Source organism: Pseudomonas sp. P105 (assembly GCF_032614175.1).
GTDB lineage: Bacteria > Pseudomonadota > Gammaproteobacteria > Pseudomonadales > Pseudomonadaceae > Aquipseudomonas > Aquipseudomonas rhizophila.
This window is the reverse complement of the sequence record NZ_CP126693.1, coordinates 5,363,604-5,388,177: the sequence shown is the minus strand read 5'-3', so window position 1 is coordinate 5,388,177 and position 24,574 is coordinate 5,363,604. Positions and strand designations below refer to the sequence as shown.

Here is a 24,574-nt window from a genome sequence, read left to right as displayed (position 1 = left end):
ATAACCAAGTACCCGATGACGGTTCAGGGCGCGAAGGCCCTGGAAGAAGAACACGCTTTCCTGACCAAGGTCGAGCGCCCGCGCTTGAGTCAGGCGATTGGCGAAGCGCGTGAGCTGGGCGATCTCAAGGAAAACGCCGAATACCACGCTGCCCGCGAGGAGCAGGGTATGGTCGAGGCGCGAGTCCGTGATATCGAAGGTCGCATGCAGAATGCCGTGATCATCGATGTCACGACGATCCCGCACACTGGCAAGGTCATTTTCGGCACCACAGTGGAAATCGCCAACGTTGAGACTGATGAAAGCGTCACTTACCAGATCGTTGGTGAGGACGAGGCGGACATCAAGCTTGGCAAGATTTCCGTCGGCTCCCCCATTGCTCGCGCCTTGATTGCCAAGGAAGAGGGCGATGTAGTGGTTGTGAAGACGCCGGGTGGTGTCATCGAGTATGAGATTGTCGAAGTCCGTCACATCTGAGCGAAGGCGTCCGCTGCGAGCCGGCGCCATGATCTGGCAGCTCACCCAGATGTTGTGGGTGGGCGGCGTCTGGTTGTTGCACGTCGGTTTGCTGCCGGTGCTGGGTCGAATCGGCCTGGCACCGCTGCTCATCGATGAAATCGCAGCTATGCTGACGTCGCTTCTGGTGGGTTTTTCCTCGGCATGCGTAGTGTTTCAGGCTTTGGTGCTGGTTCAGGCCGAGGGCCTTGACAGTCTATGGCGCGACATTCGTGGGCAGTTGCTGCTCATGTCGTTGTATGCGTGCGGGATGTTTCTTGCTGTACGTCTCGGCTGGCCGGATGCGAGCCTGTGGCAGGTATTCAGTTACCTGGTGCTGGGTTTTTCCGGGTTGGTGCTGGTGTTGCAACCGGTACCCGGATGGAGCAGCAGGGTGCGCGAAGCACACCCTTGACCCTTTGGCATTACTTGAAGCGGTGAACGTTCGACAGTTGCTTGTTGACGCTGAAATTCTTGCGATAAATCAGTGCCATCTTGCCGATGACCTGCACCAGGTCTGCCTTGCCGGTCTTGCACAGTTCGGCAACGGCAGCCAGGCGGGCTTCGCGATCGAGAATATTGAGCTTGATCTTGATAAGCTCATGATCGCCCAAGGCGCGTTCCAGCTCAGCTAGAACACCTTCAGTCAAACCGTTGTCAGCCACAGTCAAAACCGGTTTCAGATGGTGGCCAATGGATTTGTATTGTTTCTTCTGCTCTTGAGTGAGCGGCATAATCTGACCCCTGCGTCTGATCTTGTAAAAAGCGGCGGCCAGTTTACCCGAGCGAGTCCGGGACCGCCCAGTTAATCACGACCCGTTTTATTTTTTAGAGGTGGCCCGTGGCCCGTTCCAAGACTAGCCAGAACTGGCTCAGAGAGCATTTCAACGATCCGTACGTCAAAATGGCGCAAAAAGACGGCTATCGTTCTCGTGCCAGCTATAAATTGCTCGAAATCCAGGAAAAGGATCGTCTGATCCGTCCTGGCATGACCGTGATCGACCTTGGCGCCGCGCCGGGGGGATGGTCTCAGGTGACCAGTCGTCTGATCGGCGGTCAGGGGCGATTGATTGCTTCCGACATCCTGGAAATGGACAGCATCCCCGACGTGACCTTCATCCAGGGCGATTTCACCGAAGACGCCGTGCTGGCGCAGATTCTCGAGGCTGTCGGAAATACGCAGGTTGACCTTGTGATTTCCGATATGGCCCCCAATATGAGTGGATTGGCGGCTGTCGACATGCCTCGAGCAATGTTCCTCAGCGAGCTGGCCCTGGATCTTGCCGGGCGGGTGTTGCGCCCAGGTGGTGATTTTTTGATCAAGGTCTTCCAGGGTGAAGGTTTTGATGAGTACCACAAGGGGATGCGCAAGCTGTTCGACAAAGTGCAGATGCGCAAGCCATTGTCGTCGCGCGATCGCTCTCGTGAGCAGTATCTGCTGGCGCGGGGCTTCCGGGGAATTGAAGGCGCAGCCAGTGATGAGCGTCTTTGATAAAGGCCGATAGTTTTTTTTGTCTCGCCTTGCAAGAGCCGTGTTACGAAAATTACGCGGTCAGAGTTTCACAAAGGGTTACAGACGGCGCCTGCCAGAGTCGTAGGTAATGTAGTAAGTTAGGCCGGTGAATATCATGCGAAGCGCGCGCCAGTAGCGGAGCTTGCTTCAGAGGGTAGTTAATTGAACGATATGGCAAAGAATCTGATCCTGTGGTTGATCATCGCCGCTGTCCTTGTGACCGTGATGAACAACTTCTCCAGCCCTAACGAGCCGCAGACCCTCAACTATTCCGACTTCATCCAGCAAGTCAAGGATGGCAAGGTCGAGCGCGTTGCCGTCGATGGTTATGTGATTACCGGCAAGCGCACCGATGGTGACAGCTTCAAGACCATTCGTCCGGCGATTCAGGACAACGGCCTCATCGGCGACCTGGTGGACAATCATGTCGTGGTCGAAGGCAAGCAGCCTGAGCAGCAGAGCATCTGGACCCAGCTTCTGGTGGCCAGCTTCCCGATTCTGGTGATCATCGCGGTGTTCATGTTCTTCATGCGCCAGATGCAGGGCGGTGCCGGTGGCAAGGGCGGGCCGATGAGTTTCGGCAAAAGCAAGGCCCGACTGCTCTCTGAAGACCAGGTGAAGACCACCCTGGCCGACGTCGCCGGGTGCGATGAGGCCAAGGAAGAGGTCGGCGAGCTGGTTGAATTCCTGCGTGATCCGGGCAAGTTCCAGCGCCTGGGCGGCCGTATCCCACGCGGCGTGCTGATGGTTGGTCCTCCGGGTACCGGTAAAACCTTGCTGGCCAAGGCGATTGCCGGCGAAGCCAAAGTGCCGTTCTTCACGATTTCCGGTTCCGACTTCGTGGAAATGTTCGTCGGTGTGGGCGCCAGTCGTGTGCGTGACATGTTCGAACAGGCCAAGAAACACGCGCCTTGCATCATCTTCATCGACGAAATCGACGCTGTCGGTCGCCATCGTGGCGCCGGCATGGGTGGTGGTCACGACGAGCGCGAGCAGACCCTCAACCAGTTGCTGGTCGAGATGGACGGTTTCGAAATGAATGACGGCATCATCGTGATTGCCGCCACCAACCGCCCGGACGTGCTCGATCCTGCGCTGTTGCGTCCAGGCCGTTTCGACCGCCAGGTCGTGGTGGGGCTGCCGGACATTCGTGGTCGTGAACAGATCCTCAAGGTTCATATGCGCAAGGTGCCGATGGGTGACGACGTCGCTCCGGCAGTGATCGCTCGTGGTACACCGGGTTTTTCCGGTGCCGACCTTGCGAACCTGGTCAACGAGGCGTCGCTGTTCGCTGCTCGTACCGGCAAGCGTGTCGTTGAGATGAAAGAGTTCGAGCTGGCCAAAGACAAGATCATGATGGGCGCGGAGCGCAAATCCATGGTCATGTCCGAGAAAGAAAAGCAGAACACGGCGTATCACGAGGCGGGTCACGCGATCGTTGGTCGTGTGGTGCCCGAGCATGATCCGGTCTACAAGGTCTCGATCATCCCGCGCGGTCGTGCCTTGGGTGTGACCATGTTCCTGCCGGAAGAAGATCGTTACAGCCTATCCAAGCGTGCGCTGATCAGCCAGATCTGTTCGCTCTACGGCGGCCGTATTGCCGAAGAAATGACACTGGGCTTTGACGGTGTAACCACCGGCGCGTCCAACGACATCATGCGTGCCAGCCAGATCGCCCGGAACATGGTCACCAAGTGGGGCCTGTCCGAAAAACTGGGCCCACTGATGTACGCCGAAGAAGAGGGTGAAGTGTTCCTCGGTCGTGGTGGCGGTGGCCAGCACGCAAGCTTCTCTGGCGAGACGGCAAAGCTGATTGACTCTGAAGTGCGCAGCATCATCGACCAGTGCTATGGCACCGCCAAGCAGATCCTCACGGATAACCGTGACAAGCTCGACGCCATGGCTGATGCCCTGATGAAGTATGAAACCATTGATGCCGAGCAGATCGACGACATCATGGCAGGTCGCGAGCCTCGCGAGCCTCGGGACTGGTCGGGCGGCGGCACCGGTACGTCCGGTACGCCTCCGGCGGTACAGGGCGAGCGTCCGGAGACACCGATTGGCGGTCCGGCTGCTGACGTTTAAGGCTTGAAATGACTTCTGTTCAGTCCTCAGCCCGGTTGCCTTGCGGCAACCGGGTTCTTGATTTGTCCCATGTCCATGTCATGGGCATTCTCAATGTCACTCCCGATTCCTTTTCCGATGGCGGTCGATTCAGTCAGCTTGATGCTGCGTTGCGGCATGCCGAGGCTATGGTCGCCGCCGGCGCGACGCTGATCGATGTCGGCGGTGAGTCGACCCGGCCAGGCGCGCGGGCAGTTTCGCCCACCGAAGAGCTGGAGCGTGTGGCGCCGATTGTCGAGCGCATCCACCGTGAGCTTGATGTCATAATCTCGGTGGATACATCCACGCCTGCGGTCATGCGTGAGTCTGCGCGGCTTGGAGCGGGGTTGATCAACGACGTTCGCGCCTTGCGGCGCGATGGTGCCCTGGATGCCGCAGCGGCTACGGGGTTGCCGGTGTGTCTGATGCATATGCTGGGCGAGCCCGGAACGATGCAGGACGACCCGCACTATCATGATGTGACCAGGGAAGTCGGAGAGTTTTTGGTGGAGCGCCTGGATCAATGTGCCGCCGCAGGTATTCCTGCGCAGCGGATCATTCTTGATCCCGGGTTCGGCTTTGCCAAGACGCTGGCTCACAACCTGAGCCTGTTCAAACATATGGAAGCCTTGCATGCCCTGGGGCGGCCCCTGTTGGTCGGGGTTTCGCGAAAGAGCATGATAGGCAATGCCCTGGGTCGTCCCGTGGGGGAGCGCCTGTACGGCGGTCTTGCGCTGGCGGCCCTGGCTATTACAAAAGGCGCACGCATATTGCGGGTGCATGATGTGGCCGAAACGATGGATGTTGTGCGGATGATCGCAGCAGTGGATTCAGCCGAATAAGAATGACGGAGCACTTATGAGCAAGAAATACTTTGGCACCGACGGTATTCGTGGTCGGGTCGGCGAATACCCCATTACCCCTGATTTCATGCTCAAGCTCGGCTGGGCTGCCGGTATGGCGTTCCGCAAGATGGGCGCCTGCAAAGTGCTGGTTGGCAAGGACACGCGAATTTCCGGCTACATGTTCGAATCGGCGCTCGAGGCCGGCCTGACTTCGGCGGGCGCCGATGTGATGCTGCTCGGTCCGATGCCGACGCCGGCCATTGCCTACCTGACGCGTACGTTCCAGGCCCAGGCAGGCATCGTGATCAGTGCTTCACACAACCCGCATGATGACAACGGCATCAAGTTCTTCTCCGGCCAGGGTACCAAGCTGCCGGATGATATCGAGCTGATGATCGAAGAGCTGCTGGACGCGCCGATGACTGTGGTTGAGTCGAGCAAGATCGGTAAAGTGTCGCGGATCAACGATGCGTCAGGTCGTTATATCGAGTTTTGCAAAGGCAGCGTGCCCACCGGTACGAGCTTTTCGGGTCTGAAAATCGTCGTCGATTGTGCTCATGGTGCGACCTATAAAGTCGCGCCAAGCGTATTTCGCGAATTGGGAGCGGAGGTTGTCGTGCTCTCCGCCCAGCCTAACGGGCTGAACATCAACCACAACTGCGGCTCCACTCATACCGAGGCGCTGCAAGCGGCCGTGCTGGCCGAGCAGGCTGATCTCGGGATTGCCTTTGATGGTGACGGTGACCGGGTTCTGATGGTCGATCACACCGGCACTGTCGTCGATGGTGATGAGCTGCTGTTCATCATTGCTCGCGATCTGCACGGGCGCGGCAAGCTGCAGGGCGGCGTGGTGGGGACGTTGATGAGCAATCTCGGGCTCGAGTTGGCCCTGGCGGACCTGGATATTCCCTTCGTGCGGGCCAATGTCGGTGATCGCTATGTGATCTCGGAGCTGCTGGAGCGCAATTGGGTGATCGGGGGCGAGAACTCCGGGCATATCGTTTGTTTTGACCACACCACCACTGGCGATGCGATTATTGCTGCCTTGCAAGTACTGATGGCACTCAAGGCGCGCAATGAAGGGCTTGCGCAGTCGCGTCAGGCGTTGCGCAAATGCCCGCAGGTGCTGATTAATGTGCGTTTCGGCGGTGGTGCGAACCCTCTTGAGCATGCGACGGTCAAGCAAGCCAGCGAGCGCGTAACGCAGGCTATGGCCGGGCGTGGGCGCGTGCTATTGCGCAAGTCTGGTACCGAGCCGTTGGTGCGGGTCATGGTCGAAGGCGAGGATGAAGCACAGGTCCGCGGTTATGCCGAAGAGCTGGCGAAGCTTGTTAGTGAAGTTTCTGCCTGAATTCGGCTTGCCAGTCATCAATCGGTTGGGTAACATCTGCGCCCACTTTGACCGACGAGGTACAGCATGCGTCGCCCTATGGTAGCTGGTAACTGGAAGATGCACGGTACCCGCGCCAGCGTCGCTGAGCTGATCAAAGGCCTTCGTCATCTGGCCTTGTCAAGCGGTGTTGACGTCGCGGTATTCCCGCCTTGCCTGTATATCAATCAAGTGGTTGATGGTTTGAAAGGCAAGTCGATTGCGGTTGGTGCGCAGAATTCCGCGGTGGAATCCATGCAGGGCGCGTTGACCGGTGAAATTGCGCCGAGTCAGCTGGTGGATGCAGGTTGTTCCCTGGTTTTGGTCGGGCATTCCGAGCGCCGCATGATCATGGGCGAGCAGGACAAGACCTTGATCCGCAAGTTTGCTGCGGCCCAGGCCTGCGGTCTGACTCCGGTGTTGTGCATAGGGGAAACCCTTGTGCAGCGTGAAGCCGGCAAGACCCTTGAAGTTGTCGAGCGTCAGCTGGGCAGCATCATCGAGGAGCTGGGTGTCGGTGCTTTTGCAAAGGCGGTCATTGCTTACGAGCCGGTCTGGGCCATTGGCACCGGGCTGACTGCTTCGCCGCAACAGGCGCAGGATGTGCACGCCGCCATCCGCGCGCAGTTGGCGGCAGAGAATTCTGAAGTGGCACGAGGTGTGCGGCTTCTATACGGCGGCAGCGTGAAGGCGGCCAATGCGGTCGAACTGTTCGGCATGCCGGATATCGATGGGGGGCTCATTGGTGGAGCGTCCCTGAATGCAGATGAGTTCGGTGCGATCTGTCGCGCCGCGGGAAACTGAAAAAATGCTGGAAACAGTCGTAGTCGTTTTTCATCTGCTGGGTGCATTGGGTGTAGTTGCCCTGGTATTGCTGCAGCAGGGTAAAGGTGCGGATGCTGGTGCGTCTTTCGGTGCAGGTGCTTCAAATACTGTGTTCGGAAGCCAAGGTTCCTCTACCTTTCTTAGTAAGTTTACTGCTATACTTGCCGCCGGTTTCTTCATAACCAGCTTGGGGTTAGGTTACTTTGCTAAAGAGAAGGCTCAAGAGCTGACTCAAGTAGGTTTGCCAAACCCAGCAGTGTTGGAAGTACCAAAGCAACAACCGGCTTCTGATGATGTACCGGTGCTTCAAGAGCAACAGTCGGCCAATCCGGCGACTGACGTGCCTCCAGCTCAAGAGCAGAAGTAAGAAGGTTTCAAACGCTGTATTGCCGAGGTGGTGGAATTGGTAGACACGCAACCTTGAGGTGGTTGTGCCCATAGGGTGTAGGGGTTCGAGTCCCCTTCTCGGTACCAATTATCAGGAGAGCCCGCGATTGCGGGCTTTCTTGTAGGTGGAAGGGTTACATTGACCCTGTAAGGGATCGGTCGTATACTTCCGCCCCAGCTTTGTCGCGGGATGGAGCAGTCTGGTAGCTCGTCGGGCTCATAACCCGAAGGTCGTCGGTTCAAATCCGGCTCCCGCAACCAGTTTCAGGGGCCCCTTCCAAGGGGCTTTTTGTTAGCTGGACACTTTATAACGCCGCTGTTCAACGGCGTTTCAGGGATGGGCTATTCGCCCATTTTTTTTTATTTGCACAGCATGCACAAACATGCACGAGGGGGTTCAGGTGTCGAGCAAGCTAGAACAGTTGCAGGCCTTGTTGGCCCCGGTGGTCGTGGCCCTTGGCTATGAATGCTGGGGTATTGAGTTTTCGGCTCAAGGTCGCCACTCACTGTTGCGCGTTTATATCGATAAGGAAGGCGGCGTATTGGTGGATGACTGCGCCATCGTCAGCCGTCAGATCAGCGGTGTCTTGGATGTCGAAGATCCAATCACTTCCGAATACACCCTTGAAGTTTCCTCGCCTGGCATGGAACGCCCTCTGTTCACCCTTGAACAGTTCGCTTCGTTTGCCGGTGAACAAGTGAAGATCAAGCTGCGCTCGCCCTTCGAAGGTCGACGCAACTTTCAAGGCCTTCTGCGCGGTGTAGAAGAGCAGGATGTCGTGGTGCAGGTAGAAGACCATGAGTTCCTGTTGCCGATCGATATGATCGACAAGGCCAACATTATTCCCAGTTTTGACTGATACGTGCCAGATACTGCGGATCCCGCGGATCCAATGGCTTGCGAAAGGCGAGGCGTACGATGAGCAAAGAAGTACTGCTGGTTGTTGAGTCGGTATCCAATGAAAAGGGCGTACCGGCTAACGTTATTTTTGAAGCGCTGGAGCTGGCTCTGGCCACTGCTACCAAGAAGCGGTTTGAAGACGAAGTTGATTTGCGTGTGGAAATCAATCGCCACACCGGTGCCTATGAGACTTTCCGTCGCTGGACGGTCGTCGAAGAAGCCGACCTGGACGATCCGGCTATCGAAACCTGGCCAAGCAAGGTTGCAGAAACGCATCCTGGCGCCAAGGTAGGTGATGTAGTCGAAGAAAAGATCGAATCCATCGAGTTCGGTCGTATTGCTGCGCAGACAGCCAAGCAGGTCATTGTGCAGAAAGTTCGCGAAGCCGAGCGTGCGCAAGTCGTCGATGCTTATCGCGAGCGCCTGGGGGAAATCATCTCCGGCACCGTGAAGAAAGTCACCCGCGACAACGTGATTGTCGACCTGGGCAACAACGCTGAAGCGTTGCTGGCTCGTGAAGACATCATTTCTCGCGAAACTTTCCGGGTTGGCGTGCGTTTGCGTGCGCTGCTCAAGGAAATCCGCACCGAGAACCGGGGCCCGCAGCTGATCCTGTCGCGTACCGCGCCGGAAATGCTGATCGAGTTGTTCCGCATCGAAGTGCCGGAAATTGCTGAAGGCCTGATCGAAGTAATGGCCGCCTCCCGTGATCCGGGTTCGCGTGCCAAGATCGCGGTCCGCTCCAAGGACAAGCGCATCGACCCGCAAGGTGCCTGCATTGGCATGCGTGGTTCGCGTGTCCAGGCCGTATCCGGCGAGTTGGGCGGCGAGCGTGTGGATATCGTCCTGTGGGACGACAACCCGGCTCAGTTCGTGATCAACGCCATGTCGCCTGCTGAAGTGGCGGCAATTATCGTCGACGAAGATGCCCATGCAATGGACATCGCCGTTGGCGCAGACAATCTCGCTCAGGCCATCGGTCGCGGTGGTCAGAACGTGCGTCTGGCTAGCCAATTGACTGGCTGGACACTGAACGTGATGACCGAATCGGACATCCAGGCTAAGCAGCAAGCTGAAACCGGCGATATCCTGCGCAACTTCATCGAAGAGCTTGAAGTCGATGAAGAACTGGCGCAGGTGCTGGTGGATGAAGGCTTTACCAGCCTGGAAGAGATTGCCTACGTACCGGTGGAGGAAATGCTCAACATCGACGGCTTTGACGAGGACATCGTCAACGAGCTTCGCGCTCGGGCCAAGGATCGTTTGTTGACCAAAGCCATCGCTACTGAGGAAAAGCTGGCAGACGCCCATCCGGCCGAAGACCTGCTCTCGCTTGAGGGCATGGACAAGGATTTGGCGATGGAACTGGCGGTGCGCGGCGTAATTACCCGCGAAGACCTGGCCGAGCAGTCTATTGACGATCTGCTCGACATCGACGGCATTGACGATGATCGTGCCGGCAAGTTGATCATGGCCGCCCGAGCCCACTGGTTCGAGTAATTAGGCGCGGCCTGAGGAGAGAAGTGCATGACGCAAGTCACGGTGAAACAACTGGCCGATGAGGTCAAAACACCGGTAGAGCGCCTGTTGCAGCAGATGCGTGAGGCAGGTCTGCCGCACACCGCCGCCGAGGAACATGTGACCGACAGTGAGAAGCAGTCCCTGCTGACTCACTTGAAGAGCAGTCACAAGGCGAAAGTGGAAGAACCGCGCAAGATCACTCTGCAGCGTAAAACCACCAGCACCCTGCGTGTTGCCGGTAGCAAAAGCATCAGCGTTGAAGTACGCAAGAAGAAAGTCTTCGTACAGCGCAGCCCGGAAGAAATCGAAGCCGAGCGCAAACGCGAACTGGAAGAACGTCGCGCAGTAGAAAATGCTGCACGTCAGAAGGCTGAAGAAGAAGCCAAGCGTCGCGCCGAAGAAGAAGCGCGTCGCCAGCCTGCTGCTGCGCAATCCGCTCCGGCCGAAGCCGTTGCGGCTCCAGCCCCGGCAGCCGAGCCAGTGCGTGAAAGCGCGCCGGTCCCGGCACCCGCTCCAGCACCTGCGGCCGATACTCGCAAGCGCGACGAACAGCGTCGTCCGGACAAACCACGTGCCGACGACAACCGTCGGGGCAGTGGCGATGGCGAGCGCAAAAACGCTCCTCATCGTGCTTCGGTCAAGGAAAAGGCGCCAGCACCACGCGTTGCGCCACGTACCACCGACGAAGAAAGCGATGGCTTCCGTCGTGGCGGTCGCGGCAAGGCCAAGCTGAAGAAACGCAACGCCCACGGTTTTCAGAGCCCTACCGGCCCTGTCGTGCGTGAAGTGAAGATCGGCGAGACCATCACTGTGGGCGATCTGGCCCAGCAGATGTCGGTCAAGGCTGCTGAAATCATCAAGTTCATGTTCAAGCTGGGTACGCCGGCCACCATCAACCAGGTACTGGATCAGGAAACTGCCCAACTGGTTGCTGAAGAGCTGGGCCACAAAGTGACCCTGGTCAGCGACACGGCCCTGGAAGATTCCCTGGCCGAGTCCCTGAAGTTTGAAGGCGAGGCGGTTTCCCGTGCTCCGGTCGTGACCGTAATGGGCCACGTTGACCACGGTAAAACCTCCCTGCTCGACTATATCCGTCGTGCGAAGGTTGCGGCAGGCGAGGCGGGTGGTATCACCCAGCACATCGGCGCCTACCACGTTGAAACCGACCGCGGCATGGTGACGTTCCTCGACACCCCGGGTCACGCTGCGTTTACCGCAATGCGTGCCCGTGGTGCCAAAGCGACCGACATCGTGATCCTGGTGGTCGCAGCGGACGACGGCGTGATGCCACAAACCATCGAAGCCGTTCAGCATGCCAAGGCAGCTGGCGTCCCTCTGGTGGTTGCGGTGAACAAGATCGACAAGCCGGGCGCCGATCTCGATCGCATCCGTAGCGAACTGTCGGTTCACGGCGTGACTTCCGAAGAGTGGGGTGGCGACACTCCATTCGTACCGGTCTCTGCGAAGATGGGTACCGGCGTTGACGAACTGCTCGAAGCCGTTCTGTTGCAAGCCGAGGTTCTGGAACTGACCGCTACACCTTCGGCTCCTGGCCGTGGCGTGGTCGTCGAATCGCGTCTCGACAAGGGCCGTGGCCCGGTTGCGACCGTTCTGGTTCAAGACGGTACCCTGCGCCAGGGCGACATGGTGCTGGTCGGTTCGAACTATGGCCGCGTGCGCGCCATGCTCGACGAGAACGGCAAGCCCATCAAGGAAGCAGGTCCTGCTATCCCGGTCGAGATCCTCGGCCTGGACGGCACTCCGGACGCTGGCGACGAGATGAGCGTTGTGGCTGACGAGAAGAAAGCCCGTGAAGTGGCTCTGTTCCGTCAAGGCAAGTTCCGCGAAGTCAAACTGGCTCGTGCTCACGCCGGCAAGCTGGAAAACATCTTCGAGAACATGGGTCAGGAAGAGAAGAAGACGCTCAACATCGTCCTCAAATCCGACGTCCGTGGATCGCTGGAAGCGTTGAACGGCGCCTTGAATGGCCTGGGTAACGACGAAGTGCAAGTGCGCGTGGTCGGTGGCGGTGTCGGTGGTATCACCGAATCCGACGCCAACCTGGCACTGGCCTCCAACGCTGTACTGTTTGGCTTCAACGTGCGTGCCGATGCCGGCGCTCGCAAGATCGTCGAGCAGGAAGGCCTGGATATGCGTTACTACAACGTGATCTACGACATCATCGAAGACGTCAAGAAAGCCCTGACCGGTATGCTGGGCAGCGATGTTCGCGAGAACATCCTGGGTACCGCTGAAGTGCGTGACGTGTTCCGTTCGCCGAAGTTTGGCGCGATCGCCGGTTGCATGGTGATCGAAGGTGTCGTTCACCGTAACCGTCCAATCCGTGTACTGCGTGAAGACATCGTTATCTTCGAAGGCGAGCTGGAATCCCTGCGCCGCTTCAAGGATGACGCTTCGGAAGTCCGCGCTGGCATGGAATGCGGTATTGGCGTCAAGAGCTATAACGACGTCAAGGTCGGCGACAAGATCGAAGTCTTCGAGAAGGTCCAGGTTGCTCGCAGCCTCTGACTCGCGTACTTCAAGAGCCGCACCGGGCAGTCGCATGAACATGCGCTGCCTCTCAGGCGGACTCTAAACGCAACGCCCGGTCTGGCTTTTGTCAGGCCGGGCGTTTGCCGCTTTCAGACCTCACGGGTTTGACCGTGGGGCAGTAACAGGTAACAAGACATGGCAAAAGAATATAGCCGTACCCAACGAATCGGCGATCAGATGCAGCGCGAGCTGGCCCAACTGATCCGTCGCGAAGTCAAAGACCCGCGCGTCGGCCTGGTCACCATTACCGCAGTGGAAGTCAGCCGTGACGTCGGTCATGCAAAGATTTTCATCACCGTGATGGGGCAGGACAGCGCCGAAGAAATCGCCCAAAGCATCAAGGTGCTCAACTCGGCTGCCGGTTTCCTGCGGATGCAGTTGGCCCGGGAGATGAAGCTGCGCAGCGTTCCACAGTTGCACTTCCACTACGACGAAAGCGTCGTGCGGGGCGCGCATCTGTCGGCCCTGATCGAGCGCGCCGTGGCTGAAGACAGTCAGCACCCGGTTGCGGCTGAACCCGAAGACACCAAGGAGTAAATGGTGGCTCAGGTCAAACGTATCCGCCGTAACGTCAGCGGCATCATCCTGCTCGACAAACCGCTGGGGTTCACCTCGAACGCGGCGTTGCAGAAGGTTCGCTGGCTGCTCAATGCCGAGAAAGCCGGGCACACCGGCAGTCTCGATCCGCTGGCTACCGGCGTGTTGCCACTGTGTTTTGGCGAGGCGACCAAGTTCTCTCAGTATTTGCTCGATTCCGACAAGGGTTATGAAACCCTGGCGCAACTGGGCAAGACCACCACCACGGCGGACGCCGAAGGTGAGGTGTTGCTGGAGCGGCCGGTGACCGTTGGTCAGGCTGATATCGAGGCTGTGTTGCCGGGTTTTCGCGGACAAATCAGCCAGATACCGCCGATGTACTCTGCTCTCAAGCGTGATGGCCAGCCGTTATACAAACTGGCCCGTGCAGGCGAAGTAGTGGAGCGTGAACCGCGTTCTGTTACTATTGCGCGCTTGGAATTGCTGGCCTTTGACGGTAATACTGCGCGGCTGGCAGTCGATTGCAGCAAAGGCACCTATATCCGCACCCTGGTGGAGGATATTGGTGAAAAGCTCGGCTGTGGTGCGTACGTGGCCGAACTGCGACGGACCCAGGCCGGACCTTTCACGCTGGCCCAGACGGTCACGCTGGAAGAGCTCGAAGCGGTACATGCCGAAGGCGGCAACGAAGCGGTTGACCGTTTCCTGATGCCATCGGACAGCGGCCTGCTGGACTGGCCACTGTTGCAGTTCTCCGAGCACAGCGCGTTCTACTGGCTCAACGGCCAACCGGTACGTGCTCCGGATGCACCGAAGTTCGGCATGGTACGGGTACAGGATCACAATGGCCGCTTCATCGGTATCGGTGAAGTGAGCGAAGACGGGCGCATTGCGCCGCGTCGACTGATTCGGTCGGAATGACCGGAACCAGCCTGTGTAACAGCAGGTTGGCGAGTGTGGCTGTTAACAGGCACGGTCACTACTCATTTATAGATACAGGGATTTGTCCCTGGCCTGTTGGTACGGTTTCCTTGGGAACGGTACCTTACAAGAGGAAAGCCACATGGCACTCAGCGTTGAAGAAAAAGCTCAGATCGTGACCGACTACCAGCAAGCTGTTGGTGATACTGGTTCGCCAGAAGTGCAAGTTGCACTGCTGACCGCCAACATCAACAAACTGCAGGGTCACTTCAAGGCCAACGGTAAAGATCACCACTCCCGTCGTGGTCTGATCCGCATGGTAAACCAGCGTCGTAAGCTGCTGGATTACCTCAAGGGTAAGGACGTAAGTCGTTACAGCACCTTGATCGGTCGCCTGGGTCTGCGTCGCTAATCAGCGATTGCGCTATGAGGTTGGTTGTCTGCCTGTTGCCTGCGTTTTGCGCCGGCAGCCGGCAGGCTCCCAGCCTCAAGTTTTATCTGGACAGTCGTTGGGCCGATTCCCCGCACTGCCCAAGAATTTCGCAAGAAGACAAGTTCCCCAAGAGCCACAAAGAAGGTAGGACACCGTGAACCCGGTAATCAAAAAATTCCAGTTCGGTCAGTCGACCGTTACCCTCGAGACTGGCCGTATCGCCCGTCAGGCCTCCGGCGCAGTGCTGGTCACCGTTGACGACGACGTCAGCGTATTGGTGACCGTTGTCGGTGCCAAGCAAGCCGATCCAGGCAAGGGCTTCTTCCCTCTGTCTGTCCACTACCAGGAAAAGACTTACGCTGCCGGTAAGATCCCTGGCGGTTTCTTCAAGCGCGAAGGCCGTCCTTCCGAGAAGGAAACCCTGACTTCCCGACTGATCGACCGTCCGATCCGTCCGCTGTTCCCAGAAGGCTTCATGAACGAAGTGCAGGTTGTCTGCACCGTCGTTTCCACCAGCAAGAAGACTGATCCGGACATCGCTGCGATGATCGGTACTTCGGCCGCGCTGGCGATCTCCGGCATTCCTTTCGATGGTCCGATCGGCGCTGCCCGCGTTGCGTTCCACGAAAGCACCGGCTACCTGCTGAACCCGACCTACGAGCAACTGAAAGCTTCGAGCCTGGACATGGTCGTGGCCGGTACTTCCGAAGCCGTGCTGATGGTTGAATCCGAAGCCAAAGAGCTGACCGAAGACCAGATGCTGGGCGCTGTACTGTTCGCCCACGACGAGTTCCAGGTGGTGATCAACGCCGTCAAGGAACTGGCCGCCGAAGCCGCCAAGCCAACCTGGACCTGGGCTCCACAAGCCGAAGCCACCGAACTGCTGGGCGCGATCCGTGCCGAGTTCGGCGAAGCGATCTCCCAGGCTTACACCATCACCGTCAAGGCCGACCGTTATGCGCGCCTGGGCGAGCTGAAAGACCAGGTGGTTGCCAAGCTGTCCGGTGAAGAAGGCCAGCCGACTGCCGCTGAAGTCAAAGCCGCTTTCGGTGAAATCGAATACCGCACCGTTCGCGAAAACATCGTCAACGGCAAGCCACGTATCGACGGTCGCGACACTCGCACCGTGCGTCCGCTGAACATTGAAGTCGGCGTTCTGCCAAAGACCCACGGTTCGGCGCTGTTCACCCGTGGCGAAACCCAGGCCCTGGTCGTTGCAACACTGGGCACCGCCCGTGACGCGCAACTGCTGGACACCCTGGAAGGCGAGAAAAAAGACCCGTTCATGCTGCACTACAACTTCCCTCCGTTCTCGGTGGGCGAGTGTGGTCGCATGGGTGGCGCCGGTCGTCGCGAAATCGGTCACGGCCGTCTGGCCCGTCGTTCGGTCCAGGCCATGCTGCCAGCCGCTGACGTGTTCCCGTACACCATTCGCGTGGTATCGGAAATCACCGAGTCCAACGGTTCGAGCTCCATGGCTTCGGTCTGCGGCGCTTCCCTGGCCCTGATGGACGCCGGTGTGCCGATGAAGGCTCCGGTTGCCGGTATCGCCATGGGGCTGGTGAAAGAAGGCGAGAAGTTCGCCGTCCTGACCGACATCCTGGGTGACGAAGACCACCTGGGCGACATGGACTTCAAAGTGGCCGGTACCGCCAAAGGCGTGACCGCACTGCAGATGGACATCAAGATCAAGGGCATCACCGAAGAGATCATGGAAATCGCCCTGGGCCAAGCCCTGGAAGCGCGCCTGAACATCCTCGGCCAGATGAACCAGATCATTGGTCAGTCGCGTACCGAGTTGTCGGAAAACGCTCCGACCATGATCGCGATGAAAATCGACACCGACAAAATCCGTGATGTCATCGGTAAAGGCGGCGCGACCATCCGTGCGATCTGTGAAGAAACCAAGGCTTCGATCGACATCGAAGACGACGGCTCGATCAAGATCTTCGGCGAAACCAAGGAAGCGGCAGAAGCAGCACGTCAGCGCGTCCTGGGCATCACCGCAGAAGCCGAGATCGGCAAGATCTACGTGGGCAAGGTTGAGCGCATCGTCGACTTCGGCGCGTTCGTCAACATCCTGCCGGGCAAGGACGGTCTGGTTCACATCTCCATGCTGAGCGATGCTCGCGTCGAGAAAGTGACCGACATCCTCAAAGAAGGTCAGGAAGTGGAAGTGCTGGTACTGGACGTGGACAACCGCGGTCGTATCAAGCTGTCCATCAAGGACGTAGCGGCAGCCAAGGCGTCGGGCGTTTAATCACCCCCTCGCTTAGCCGCTGAACAAGCAAACGCCCCGACTGGTTCGGGGCGTTTTGCTGTGTGCGGGAAATCACCGTGTCGCAGGTTGCCTGGCCATAAGCTCAGTGCTAGGTTTAGCCCACCGCCCGTGTAGCTCAGCCGGTAGAGCAGCGCACTCGTAACGCGAAGGTCGCAGGTTCGATTCCTGTCTCGGGCACCAGGTTCTTCTCACTTGCGGTTGTTGCACAGGCTTGTGTCTCTGTTAGGATTCCCTTGTCCCAAAAAGCACACACATTTGTTTTCAGATGATCCCCGAATGGTTCTGAAGGCCAGATAAACCGGGCTTCACACGGTTTTTTGCGTCAGAGAGATCCTTGATGATCCAGATCCATCTTCCATTCCCCAGATCAACGAGAACGCCATGACTGCTAAAGCATTGACCCAGGAAGCCAGACACGAAGAAGCACTGAAGAAGTACGTGCTGGATGCGCCCCAGTTGCTCGAAGAGATCAAGGACCTGAGCGCCGACGATCAAAAAGACCAGATCCAGTGGGCGTTCGAGGATGAGGCCGAAGCCCAGGGATTACAGCCTTGGGAGTTGACGCTCAAGTACACCAGCACACCTGAAGAGTTCGAGGAACAGCGCCTTGCCTTGCACAAGGAAGCGGCCGAGGTACTGGGTGTGGAATGGGATGAATACTGCGAGATGAATAATCTGGTGGTCTGATAAAAACGCCAGCCTTTTGAGGCTGGCGTTTTTTGTTGTCAGAGACTGAGCCGCATCGACAGGTCCACCGCTTTCACATCCTTGGTCATTGCCCCGATCGAGATGTAGTCCACCCCGGTCTCGGCAATGGGGTGCAACGTGCTTTCGTTGATCCCGCCGCTGGCCTCCAGCTTCGCCTTGCCGCCGTTCAGGCGTACGGCTTCGCGCATGTCATCCAGGCTCAGTTCGTCGAGCATGATGATGTCGGCATTGGCCGCCAGCGCTTCTTTCAATTCAGTCAGGCTTTCCACTTCGATTTCCACCGGTTTGCCCGGTGCGATCTTGTGGGCGGCGGCAATGGCCTGGGCGATGCCGCCGCAGGCTGCGATGTGGTTTTCCTTGATCAGGAAGGCATCGTAGAGGCCGATGCGGTGGTTATGGCAACCGCCACAGGTGACGGCGTACTTCTGGGCCAGGCGCAGCCCTGGGAGGGTTTTGCGAGTGTCCAGCAGCTTGACCTGGGTGTCGGCCACAAAGTCGGCCAAGTAGCGGGCTCGGGTGGCCACGCCAGAAAGCATCTGCAGAAAGTTCAGCGCGCTGCGTTCGCCGGTCAGCAGCGAGCGGGCCGGGCCTTCGAGGTGGAACAGCGCCTGGTCGGGGCTTGCCCGGTCGCCATCGCGTACTTGCCAATGCACGGCGACGCGCGGATCCAGTTGCCGGAACACGGCATCGACCCAGGCCGTGCCGCTGATGACTGCGGCTTCCCGGGTAATGATGGTGGCTTTGGCCAGGCGTTCGGCGGGGATCAGTAGCGCGGTGATGTCGCCGCTGCCGATGTCTTCGAGCAACGCGCGGCGCACGTTGGCCTCGATTTCGGCGGTCAGATCGGCGAGACGTAGATTCGGCATAACGGGCTCCACAAACAAAGTGGCCCGATTATAGGGCCAGTGGCTTGTCTCACAAACAATGTTCCTTATGGGTGACGGCGCCGGACGTCTGCGCCAGGCATCGAAACCTGCATTTGGTCGCATCCTCGCAACATTTCCCCGATTGTCCGGTCACTTATTGCGGAGTATTTCGACCTGGGTCACAGAGTCTGCTGGCATGACCAGGTTCTTTTACCAGATAATCCGCCTTTCGATTGACGTCATGGCTTTGACGTTTCGAGCGCAAGAGCACCCTTTCAGGAGACCAGGATGCACAACGACGGGAATGTAGTGCCCTTGCACAAGGTTTCTACCGATCAGGCGAACCGTTCGCCGCTCGCCCGCCTGCCTGTGATTCTGCTTCAGGTGCGCGACAAGGCCGCCCAGCAGTTGCGCCTTGGTTTGCAGGGACTGTTCGACAATGCCGACGACACGCTGTTTGAAATGGCCGATCGGGCGCGCAACGATGTCGATCAGAACCTGTTCTTCGAAGCCATGCGGGACTTGCGCCTCAAGCGCAAAAGCATTGAGCGCGAATTTATCGAGCAGTTTTTCGAAGCGTTCGTCAGTCTCGCCCAATACGATCCTACCCAAGCCACCTTGGCGCCGGCCCAGACCTCCGGTCCTCAGGTTCAGCGCACGCATGATGACCTGGAGCGCCATCTGGCGGTGGAGGCCATGGTCACCCGTGTGCTCAGTCGCGATAGCGTGGCTCTTGAGCAACTGACGGCGCGGCTCAGCGTCCTGCTCACCAGGCCGCTGGCAAACCAGCAGAACCCTTTGAGCCCAGCGCTGCTGTGTGAAAACTTTCTACAGGCCGGTCGCAACCTGGGGGTGGAGATCAAGGTCAAGCTGATCTTGCTCAAATTGTTCGAGCGCTATGTGCTCAGCGAGTGCGATCAACTGTATACCGAGGCCAACCAGTTGCTGGCCGCTACGGGCATCCTGCCGGATCTCAAGATTTCACCCTCGCGACGAGCGTCGGATCGCGCCGATGAGGCCCCGCGTACCAAGACTGAAAGTGCCGGCCCCAAGGCCGCCGAAGTCGATGACAGCGTGCAGGAAGTATTTGCTGCGTTGCAGAAACTATTGATGCAGGTGCGTGGCAGCGTGGCGCCGACCCTGGAGGCCAGCGCACCGGCCCAACCGATCTCGACCCGTGATTTGCTGCGCCTGCTTTCCCATTTGCAGCAGTACGTGCCGGCGCCTGCCATCGAGGATGAGTTCGACCTGCGCAGCCAACTCGAACAGCTGCTGACCCGGGTCAGCGTCAGAAGCGGCAAGTCGCGGGTGGTCGACGACGCCGATGAAGACGTGATCAACCTGATCTCGATGATGTTTGAATTCATCCTCGACGACCATAACCTGCCGGACTCCTTCAAGGCGTTGATCGGCCGTCTGCAGATTCCGATGCTCAAGGTTGCGGTGCAGGACAAGAGCTTTTTCAGTCGGGGCAATCATCCGGCCCGACGGCTGCTCAATGAAATCGCCGCTGCTGCCACCGGCTGGGGCGATTGCGACGACCATCAGCGCGACAGCCTCTATCTGCGCATCGAACAGGTGGTGCAGCGGTTGTTGAATGACTTTGTCGATGACCCGGCGATCTTCTCTGAATTGCTGGCCGATTTCCTGGCCTTCACCAGCGATGAAAGACGTCGCAGCGAATTGCTCGAACAGCGTATTCGTGACGCCGAAGAAGGTCGGGCCAAGGCCGAACTGGCGCGCCTGCGCGTCGAAGGCGTGCTGAATCAGGTCATGCTGGGCAAAGTGTTGCCGCAAGCGGTGGTGGAGTTCGTGCAGCACGCCTGGAGCCAGGTGTTATTGCTGACCTGCTTCAAGCACGGCAAATATTCAGCCGAGTGGCAGGCCGACGTTTTGACGCTGGAACAGCTGATCTGGAGCGTCCAGCATCACGAAGAACCGGATGCCGGCCTGCGCTTGCTGACGATAGTGCCGCAGCTGCTCAAAGCCTTGCGTGAAGGCCTGAGCCGTTCGGCGTTCGACCCGTTTGCCACCAGCGAGTTTTTCAGCGAGCTGGAAACCCTCCACGTGCTGGCCCTCGAACGCATGGGACAGGCAACGGAACAAACCCAGTCGTTCAATTCGCCGGTCATGGTCCAGGTCTCGGAGAAAATTGTCCTGCGCACCGCTCAAAAGGCCCCGGAAGACAGTGCGGCGGTGCACTTGCCGGCCGATGATGTGGGCCTGCTTCAGGTCGATCAGTTGCGATTGGGAAGCTGGGTTGAGTTCCAGGAGGACGATGACAACAGCCTGCGTTGCAAACTGGCGGCGATCATCGAGGCCACCGGCAAATACGTCTTCGTCAACCGCACGGGCCTCAAAGTGCTGGAGCACAGCCGCACCAGCCTGGCCCTGGAATTTCGCCGGGGGACGGCGCGTCTGTTGGACGACACCTTACTGTTCGACCGGGCGCTGGAATCGGTGCTGGGCAATCTGCGTCAGCTCAATCGCGGCAAGTGATCGCACAGCCAGGGCCGATCGCGGCATACTGGCGGCATTCACTGATGTCATCGAAGGAACCTGTATGCAGTTGGACCCCGCCAGTGGTTGGTGCGATGGCGTGCGGCATTGCCCATCACCCAACTTCAATGCGCGCCCCGAAGGCGAAATTTCACTGCTGGTGATCCACAACATCAGCCTGCCGCCGGCACAGTTTTCCACGGGCAAGGTGCAGGAGTTTTTCCAGAATCGTCTGGATGTCACGCAACACCCCTATTTTGCCGGTATCGCCGATCTGCGCGTGTCTGCGCATTTTCTGATCGAGCGTGACGGCGCGATTACCCAGTTTGTCTCCTGTCTGGATCGTGCCTGGCACGCGGGCGTTTCGTGTTTCGAAGGGCGGGAGACGTGTAACGATTTTTCCTTGGGCATCGAGCTGGAAGGCACCGACGATCTGCCCTTCACTGACGCGCAATATGCCGCATTGGTCTGCCTGACCCGGCAGTTGCAGGCGGCGTTCAAGGCGATCACGCCGCAGCGCATCTGCGGGCACAGCGACATCGCCCCGGGTCGCAAGACCGATCCGGGACCGGCATTCGACTGGGCGCGCTACCGCGCTGCCTTGATAGAAGGGGAAGGGCAATGAGTTTTCTGGTGCTGCTGCTGGCGATCTGGATCGAGAAATTCTCGGCGTTGCGCCATCGGGTCCAGCGTGACGGCGGTTGGCTGCGCGAACTGAACAAACTCGAGACGAGCCCACGCTGGGTCAACCGGCCCTGGCTGGTGTTGGTTGTGTTGATCCTGCTGCCCGTGGCACTGCTGGCGTTGTTACTGTGGGTATTGGAGCCGGTGGCCTACGGTCTGCTGGCACTACCGGTGCATCTGTTGGTGGTGATTTACAGCCTGGGTCGAGGGGATCTGCTCGCTGACCTGGGGCCGTTTCGTGACGCCTGGCGACGGGAAGACCTGCAGGCGGCCGACCATGTGGCCAAGCGCGACCTGAATATCGAGGCCGATAGCGGCGAGCAGTTGCTGGAGCGGGTCCAGGGGCATCTGCTGTGGCAGGCCTATCAGAGTTTTTTCGCGGTGATTTTCTGGTATTTCCTGCTGGGGCCGGTCGCGGCGCTGAGCTATCGCCTGCTGGCGCTGGCCGCCGAGCACAGTCAGAACCCCGGCGTGGCCGAGCGGGCGACGCAGTTGCGCCATGCCTTCGATTGGGTGCCGGTGCGGTTGCTGACCGCGAGCTTCGCCCTGGTGGGCAACTTCGTGGCAGTCAGCCGGGTCATGCTGCATGAGTTGCTGAACTGGAACATCAGCGCAGCAGACCTGATCGGCAAGGTCGGGCTGGTGGCCGGCGAGATTCCCGACCCTGTCGCGGGCCCGGACGGCATCAACAGCCTGGATCGGCTGTGGGAGCTGTTGTTGCGTGCGGCGGTGCTCTGGTATGCCGGGTTTGCACTGTGGACAGTGCTGGCTTAGGCAAACGCACGCTCTGTGGCGAGGGGATTTATCCCCGCTGGGATGCGCAGCAGCCTCATTTGATTGGGGGCTTTAAGATAGCTAGGGGCCGCTTCGCGCCCCAGCGGGGATAAATCCCCTCGCCACAAGAACCGTGCCACGGCTCGTCGTTAACCTTAAGTTACAAATCTTCCCGCCGATTTAGGCTATACAGGGACAGCGCCCAAATAGTGGCTATCTGCTGTCTCTGTGCGCCTGCCCATAAAAACAAGAAATACAACCGGGAGACTTCCTTGTGAAGAGTTTGCTCTGGCCCGCCGTCGCGCTGATGAACCGCCTGAGCTTCGGCATGAAGTTCAGCCTGATCAGCGTGTTGTTCCTGCTGCCGATGCTGGTGACCAATTTCTTTTTGGTGCGCGATTCCTATCGCGAATTCCAGGGCACGCAAGTGGAGCTGCAAAGCCTCGATCTGCTGGGCAGCAGCCTGACCCTACGGCGCGACCTGGAAACCCTGAACAATCTGGTGCAGATCAATGCCAGCCTCGGTCAGTCCGGCAAGGCCGGGGACGTGGAAGCGAAGATCGGCACCCTTGAAAAGCAGGTCCTGGCGCGGTTGCAAAGCTTGAAAGCCATGGCCGTCGATCCCGAACAGGTCAGCGCCTTCGATGCCAAGCGCGACGAAATGATTGCCGCTTTCAAGGCCCAGCAGGCCGAGCGCTCCCTGCAAAGCAAAAGCGCACTGATTGGCAAGCTGCTCAACAGCGCGCAGATGTTCAGTCAAATCATCGCCAGCCAGGCTGGCCTGAGCCGCGACAACCAGGGCGACATCCGCCAACTGAGCGAATTGATCATCAGCGTGACCCCCAACGTGACCCAAACCCTGGGTGAAGGCCGTGCGCTGGGCGCTGCGTCCCTGGGCCTGGGCTTTCTCAATTCGGCGTCGAGCACCCGGTTCGACGAGTTGCTGGGGCAAATCGAAAAGCTGCAGGGTGAATATGACCTCAAGCTTCAGGACGCCCTGGGTTCCAGCCAGGCGGCCGAGCAGGCGCTTGCCAGTCAGGCCGAAGGCAGCAAGGCAACCTTGAAGAAAGCCGGTGAGCTGATCGAAGATCAGGTGGTGATGGCTGACACGCTGGATGCTCCATGGCTGCCGTTTTACGAGCAGGTCAGCAGTCTGATGGAGCAAACCTACCGACTGAACGACGTAACCCTGGGTTTTCTGGATGTTCAGTTGCAGCATCGCCTGGAGCAGAACCGCAGCCACATGGTGCTGCAAGCCGTTGCGCTGGTCGCCGTATTTCTGCTGATCTTTTACCTGTACGCCGGCTTCTACGCCTCGACCCGCACCACACTCAAACATCTCGGCGAGATGATGGACAAGGTCGCAGCGGGCGACATGACGGTCAACTTCGTGGCGCGCAGCAAGGATGAGTTGGGGGAGTTGGGTGAAGTGTTCAATGGCACGGTGGCGAAGATCCATGACCTGATCGAACAGGTCGGCCGGACCGTTGCCGAGGTCGAGCGCCAGGCCGGGCAGGTGGAGGCGGTGTCGGCCCAGAGCAACCAGGCCGTGTCCGGGCAGCGCAGCCAGATCGAACTGGTCGCCACGGCGATGAACCAGATGTCGGCCACCGCCCAGGAAGTGGCTCGTAGCGCCGCCGCGGCGGTCAGTAGCGCCCACAGCGTGAACGACGAAACCCTCAGCGGGCGCGGGCTGGTGGAGTCACAGCAGAGCAGCATCGTGCGTTTGGCCAGCGAGATCGATCAGTCGGTGCAGGTGATCAATCAATTGGCGACTGACAGCCAGGCCATCAGTCGTGTGCTGGACGTGATCAAGAGCATTGCCGAACAGACCAACCTGCTGGCGCTCAACGCCGCGATCGAAGCCGCACGAGCCGGAGAGCAGGGGCGCGGTTTCGCGGTGGTGGCTGACGAAGTGCGGACCCTGGCCAAGCGCACCCAGCAATCGACCGAAGAAATCGAAGAAATGATCACCCGCTTGCACGGCGGCGTGGGCGCTGCCGTCAAAGCCATGGGCACCAGTCATGAGATGGCCAGTGGCACGGTGGGGCAGTCGGAAAAGGTCCAGCAGGCACTGGAAAACATCCTCGGCGCCGTCGGTATGATCGTCGACCAGAACCAGCAGATCGCTGCAGCGGTGGAGCAGCAGACGGCCGTGGCCCATGACATCGACCAGAACATCGTCGAGATCAATCGCGCCGGTGAGCGCACCGCCGAAGGCGCGCACCAGACTGAGGACGCCAGCCGTGAGTTGTCCGCCCAGGTGGTGCAGCTCAAGCAGTTGATCAATGCGTTTCGGGTGTAGTTAAAGGATGGTGTTCACCACCGATCCAATGTGGGAGCGAGCCCGCTCCCACAG

22 protein-coding genes, 3 tRNA genes and 1 pseudogene are annotated in these 24,574 nt (G+C 58.9%); 24 read left to right on the top strand and 2 right to left on the bottom strand.

The window, feature by feature from the left end; genetic code table 11:
- Both greA and QOM08_RS24180 read left to right on the top strand, forming a co-directional pair.
- Positions 1-477, top strand: a complete 477-nt coding sequence (gene greA / locus QOM08_RS24185) for a transcription elongation factor GreA (RefSeq protein WP_027911987.1) — start codon at positions 1-3, stop codon at positions 475-477.
- A gap of 28 nt (positions 478-505) precedes the next feature.
- The gene (locus QOM08_RS24180) at positions 506-910 is read left to right on the top strand and encodes a hypothetical protein (RefSeq protein WP_047229061.1); all 405 of its coding nucleotides are present in this window, start codon (positions 506-508) and stop codon (positions 908-910) included.
- Between the two features lie 10 nt (positions 911-920).
- Here QOM08_RS24180 and QOM08_RS24175 read toward each other — a convergent pair whose 3' ends face one another.
- Positions 921-1,229, bottom strand: a complete 309-nt coding sequence (locus tag QOM08_RS24175) for a YhbY family RNA-binding protein (RefSeq protein WP_003177852.1) — start codon at positions 1,227-1,229, stop codon at positions 921-923.
- Between the two features lie 107 nt (positions 1,230-1,336).
- Here QOM08_RS24175 and rlmE point away from each other — a divergent pair, with 107 nt between their 5' ends.
- From rlmE to QOM08_RS24090, 17 genes are all read left to right on the top strand, one after another.
- The gene (rlmE, locus tag QOM08_RS24170) at positions 1,337-1,987 is read left to right on the top strand and encodes a 23S rRNA (uridine(2552)-2'-O)-methyltransferase RlmE (RefSeq protein WP_047229060.1); all 651 of its coding nucleotides are present in this window, start codon (positions 1,337-1,339) and stop codon (positions 1,985-1,987) included.
- 192 nt (positions 1,988-2,179) lie between these two features.
- Positions 2,180-4,093, top strand: coding sequence for an ATP-dependent zinc metalloprotease FtsH (ftsH, locus tag QOM08_RS24165; protein ID WP_047229059.1), 1,914 nt, complete (start codon positions 2,180-2,182; stop codon positions 4,091-4,093).
- 8 nt (positions 4,094-4,101) lie between these two features.
- Complete coding sequence (gene folP, locus QOM08_RS24160; protein WP_188250999.1) at positions 4,102-4,953, top strand: dihydropteroate synthase; 852 nt, start codon at positions 4,102-4,104, stop codon at positions 4,951-4,953.
- Positions 4,954-4,969: 16 nt separating this feature from the next.
- Positions 4,970-6,307, top strand: coding sequence for a phosphoglucosamine mutase (glmM, locus tag QOM08_RS24155; protein WP_139049106.1), 1,338 nt, complete (start codon positions 4,970-4,972; stop codon positions 6,305-6,307).
- A 66-nt stretch (positions 6,308-6,373) separates the two neighbouring features.
- Positions 6,374-7,129: a triose-phosphate isomerase gene (gene tpiA / locus QOM08_RS24150; protein WP_107321863.1), complete on the top strand. Its 756-nt coding sequence runs from the start codon at positions 6,374-6,376 to the stop codon at positions 7,127-7,129.
- A gap of 4 nt (positions 7,130-7,133) precedes the next feature.
- Positions 7,134-7,517 (top strand): preprotein translocase subunit SecG, encoded by a 384-nt coding sequence (gene secG / locus QOM08_RS24145; protein WP_047229055.1) that lies wholly within the window; start codon positions 7,134-7,136, stop codon positions 7,515-7,517.
- 21 nt (positions 7,518-7,538) lie between these two features.
- Positions 7,539-7,624: transfer RNA gene (locus QOM08_RS24140), tRNA-Leu, on the top strand.
- A 97-nt stretch (positions 7,625-7,721) separates the two neighbouring features.
- Positions 7,722-7,798 (top strand) — tRNA-Met (locus QOM08_RS24135).
- Positions 7,799-7,938: 140 nt separating this feature from the next.
- Positions 7,939-8,397 (top strand): ribosome maturation factor RimP, encoded by a 459-nt coding sequence (gene rimP / locus QOM08_RS24130; RefSeq protein WP_025211790.1) that lies wholly within the window; start codon positions 7,939-7,941, stop codon positions 8,395-8,397.
- Between the two features lie 59 nt (positions 8,398-8,456).
- On the top strand, positions 8,457-9,938 hold the full coding sequence (gene nusA, locus QOM08_RS24125) for a transcription termination factor NusA (protein WP_047229054.1): 1,482 nt from the start codon (positions 8,457-8,459) through the stop codon (positions 9,936-9,938).
- Positions 9,939-9,965: 27 nt separating this feature from the next.
- Positions 9,966-12,488 (top strand): translation initiation factor IF-2, encoded by a 2,523-nt coding sequence (gene infB / locus QOM08_RS24120; protein WP_047229053.1) that lies wholly within the window; start codon positions 9,966-9,968, stop codon positions 12,486-12,488.
- Between the two features lie 159 nt (positions 12,489-12,647).
- Positions 12,648-13,049 carry a 30S ribosome-binding factor RbfA gene (gene rbfA, locus QOM08_RS24115; RefSeq protein WP_003177871.1) on the top strand — a complete coding sequence of 134 codons (402 nt, stop codon included), beginning with the start codon at positions 12,648-12,650 and terminating at the stop codon, positions 13,047-13,049.
- 3 nt (positions 13,050-13,052) lie between these two features.
- The gene (truB, locus tag QOM08_RS24110; RefSeq protein ID WP_076383530.1) at positions 13,053-13,970 is read left to right on the top strand and encodes a tRNA pseudouridine(55) synthase TruB; all 918 of its coding nucleotides are present in this window, start codon (positions 13,053-13,055) and stop codon (positions 13,968-13,970) included.
- 142 nt (positions 13,971-14,112) lie between these two features.
- Positions 14,113-14,382 carry a 30S ribosomal protein S15 gene (gene rpsO, locus QOM08_RS24105; RefSeq protein WP_024684882.1) on the top strand — a complete coding sequence of 90 codons (270 nt, stop codon included), beginning with the start codon at positions 14,113-14,115 and terminating at the stop codon, positions 14,380-14,382.
- Between the two features lie 175 nt (positions 14,383-14,557).
- Positions 14,558-16,663 (top strand): polyribonucleotide nucleotidyltransferase, encoded by a 2,106-nt coding sequence (gene pnp / locus QOM08_RS24100; RefSeq protein WP_047229052.1) that lies wholly within the window; start codon positions 14,558-14,560, stop codon positions 16,661-16,663.
- Positions 16,664-16,788: 125 nt separating this feature from the next.
- Positions 16,789-16,864 (top strand) — tRNA-Thr (locus QOM08_RS24095).
- 201 nt (positions 16,865-17,065) lie between these two features.
- Positions 17,066-17,371 carry a DUF6388 family protein gene (locus tag QOM08_RS24090; protein ID WP_047229051.1) on the top strand — a complete coding sequence of 102 codons (306 nt, stop codon included), beginning with the start codon at positions 17,066-17,068 and terminating at the stop codon, positions 17,369-17,371.
- Between the two features lie 38 nt (positions 17,372-17,409).
- Here QOM08_RS24090 and nadC read toward each other — a convergent pair whose 3' ends face one another.
- The gene (nadC, locus tag QOM08_RS24085; RefSeq protein ID WP_316912230.1) at positions 17,410-18,258 is read right to left on the bottom strand and encodes a carboxylating nicotinate-nucleotide diphosphorylase; all 849 of its coding nucleotides are present in this window, start codon (positions 18,256-18,258) and stop codon (positions 17,410-17,412) included.
- Positions 18,259-18,546: 288 nt separating this feature from the next.
- On the opposite strand from nadC, the gene QOM08_RS24080 reads away from it, so the two are divergent.
- The 5 genes and pseudogenes from QOM08_RS24080 to QOM08_RS29210 all read left to right on the top strand — a co-directional run bounded on the left by QOM08_RS24080 (position 18,547) and on the right by QOM08_RS29210 (position 24,520).
- A complete protein-coding gene (locus QOM08_RS24080; protein WP_316912229.1) occupies positions 18,547-20,757 on the top strand; it encodes a DUF1631 domain-containing protein in 2,211 nt (736 codons plus the stop codon).
- Between the two features lie 64 nt (positions 20,758-20,821).
- Positions 20,822-21,382: a 1,6-anhydro-N-acetylmuramyl-L-alanine amidase AmpD gene (gene ampD, locus QOM08_RS24075; protein WP_188250994.1), complete on the top strand. Its 561-nt coding sequence runs from the start codon at positions 20,822-20,824 to the stop codon at positions 21,380-21,382.
- Complete coding sequence (gene ampE / locus QOM08_RS24070; protein WP_316912228.1) at positions 21,379-22,215, top strand: regulatory signaling modulator protein AmpE; 837 nt, start codon at positions 21,379-21,381, stop codon at positions 22,213-22,215. Before ampD ends, ampE begins: the two co-directional genes overlap by 4 nt.
- A gap of 307 nt (positions 22,216-22,522) precedes the next feature.
- Positions 22,523-23,614: pseudogene (locus tag QOM08_RS29215) on the top strand (methyl-accepting chemotaxis protein); the annotation flags it as partial.
- A complete protein-coding gene (locus tag QOM08_RS29210) occupies positions 23,591-24,520 on the top strand; it encodes a methyl-accepting chemotaxis protein (RefSeq protein WP_370695208.1) in 930 nt (309 codons plus the stop codon). The pseudogene QOM08_RS29215 and the gene QOM08_RS29210, both read left to right, overlap by 24 nt.
- The last annotated feature ends 54 nt before the right edge of the window (positions 24,521-24,574 follow it).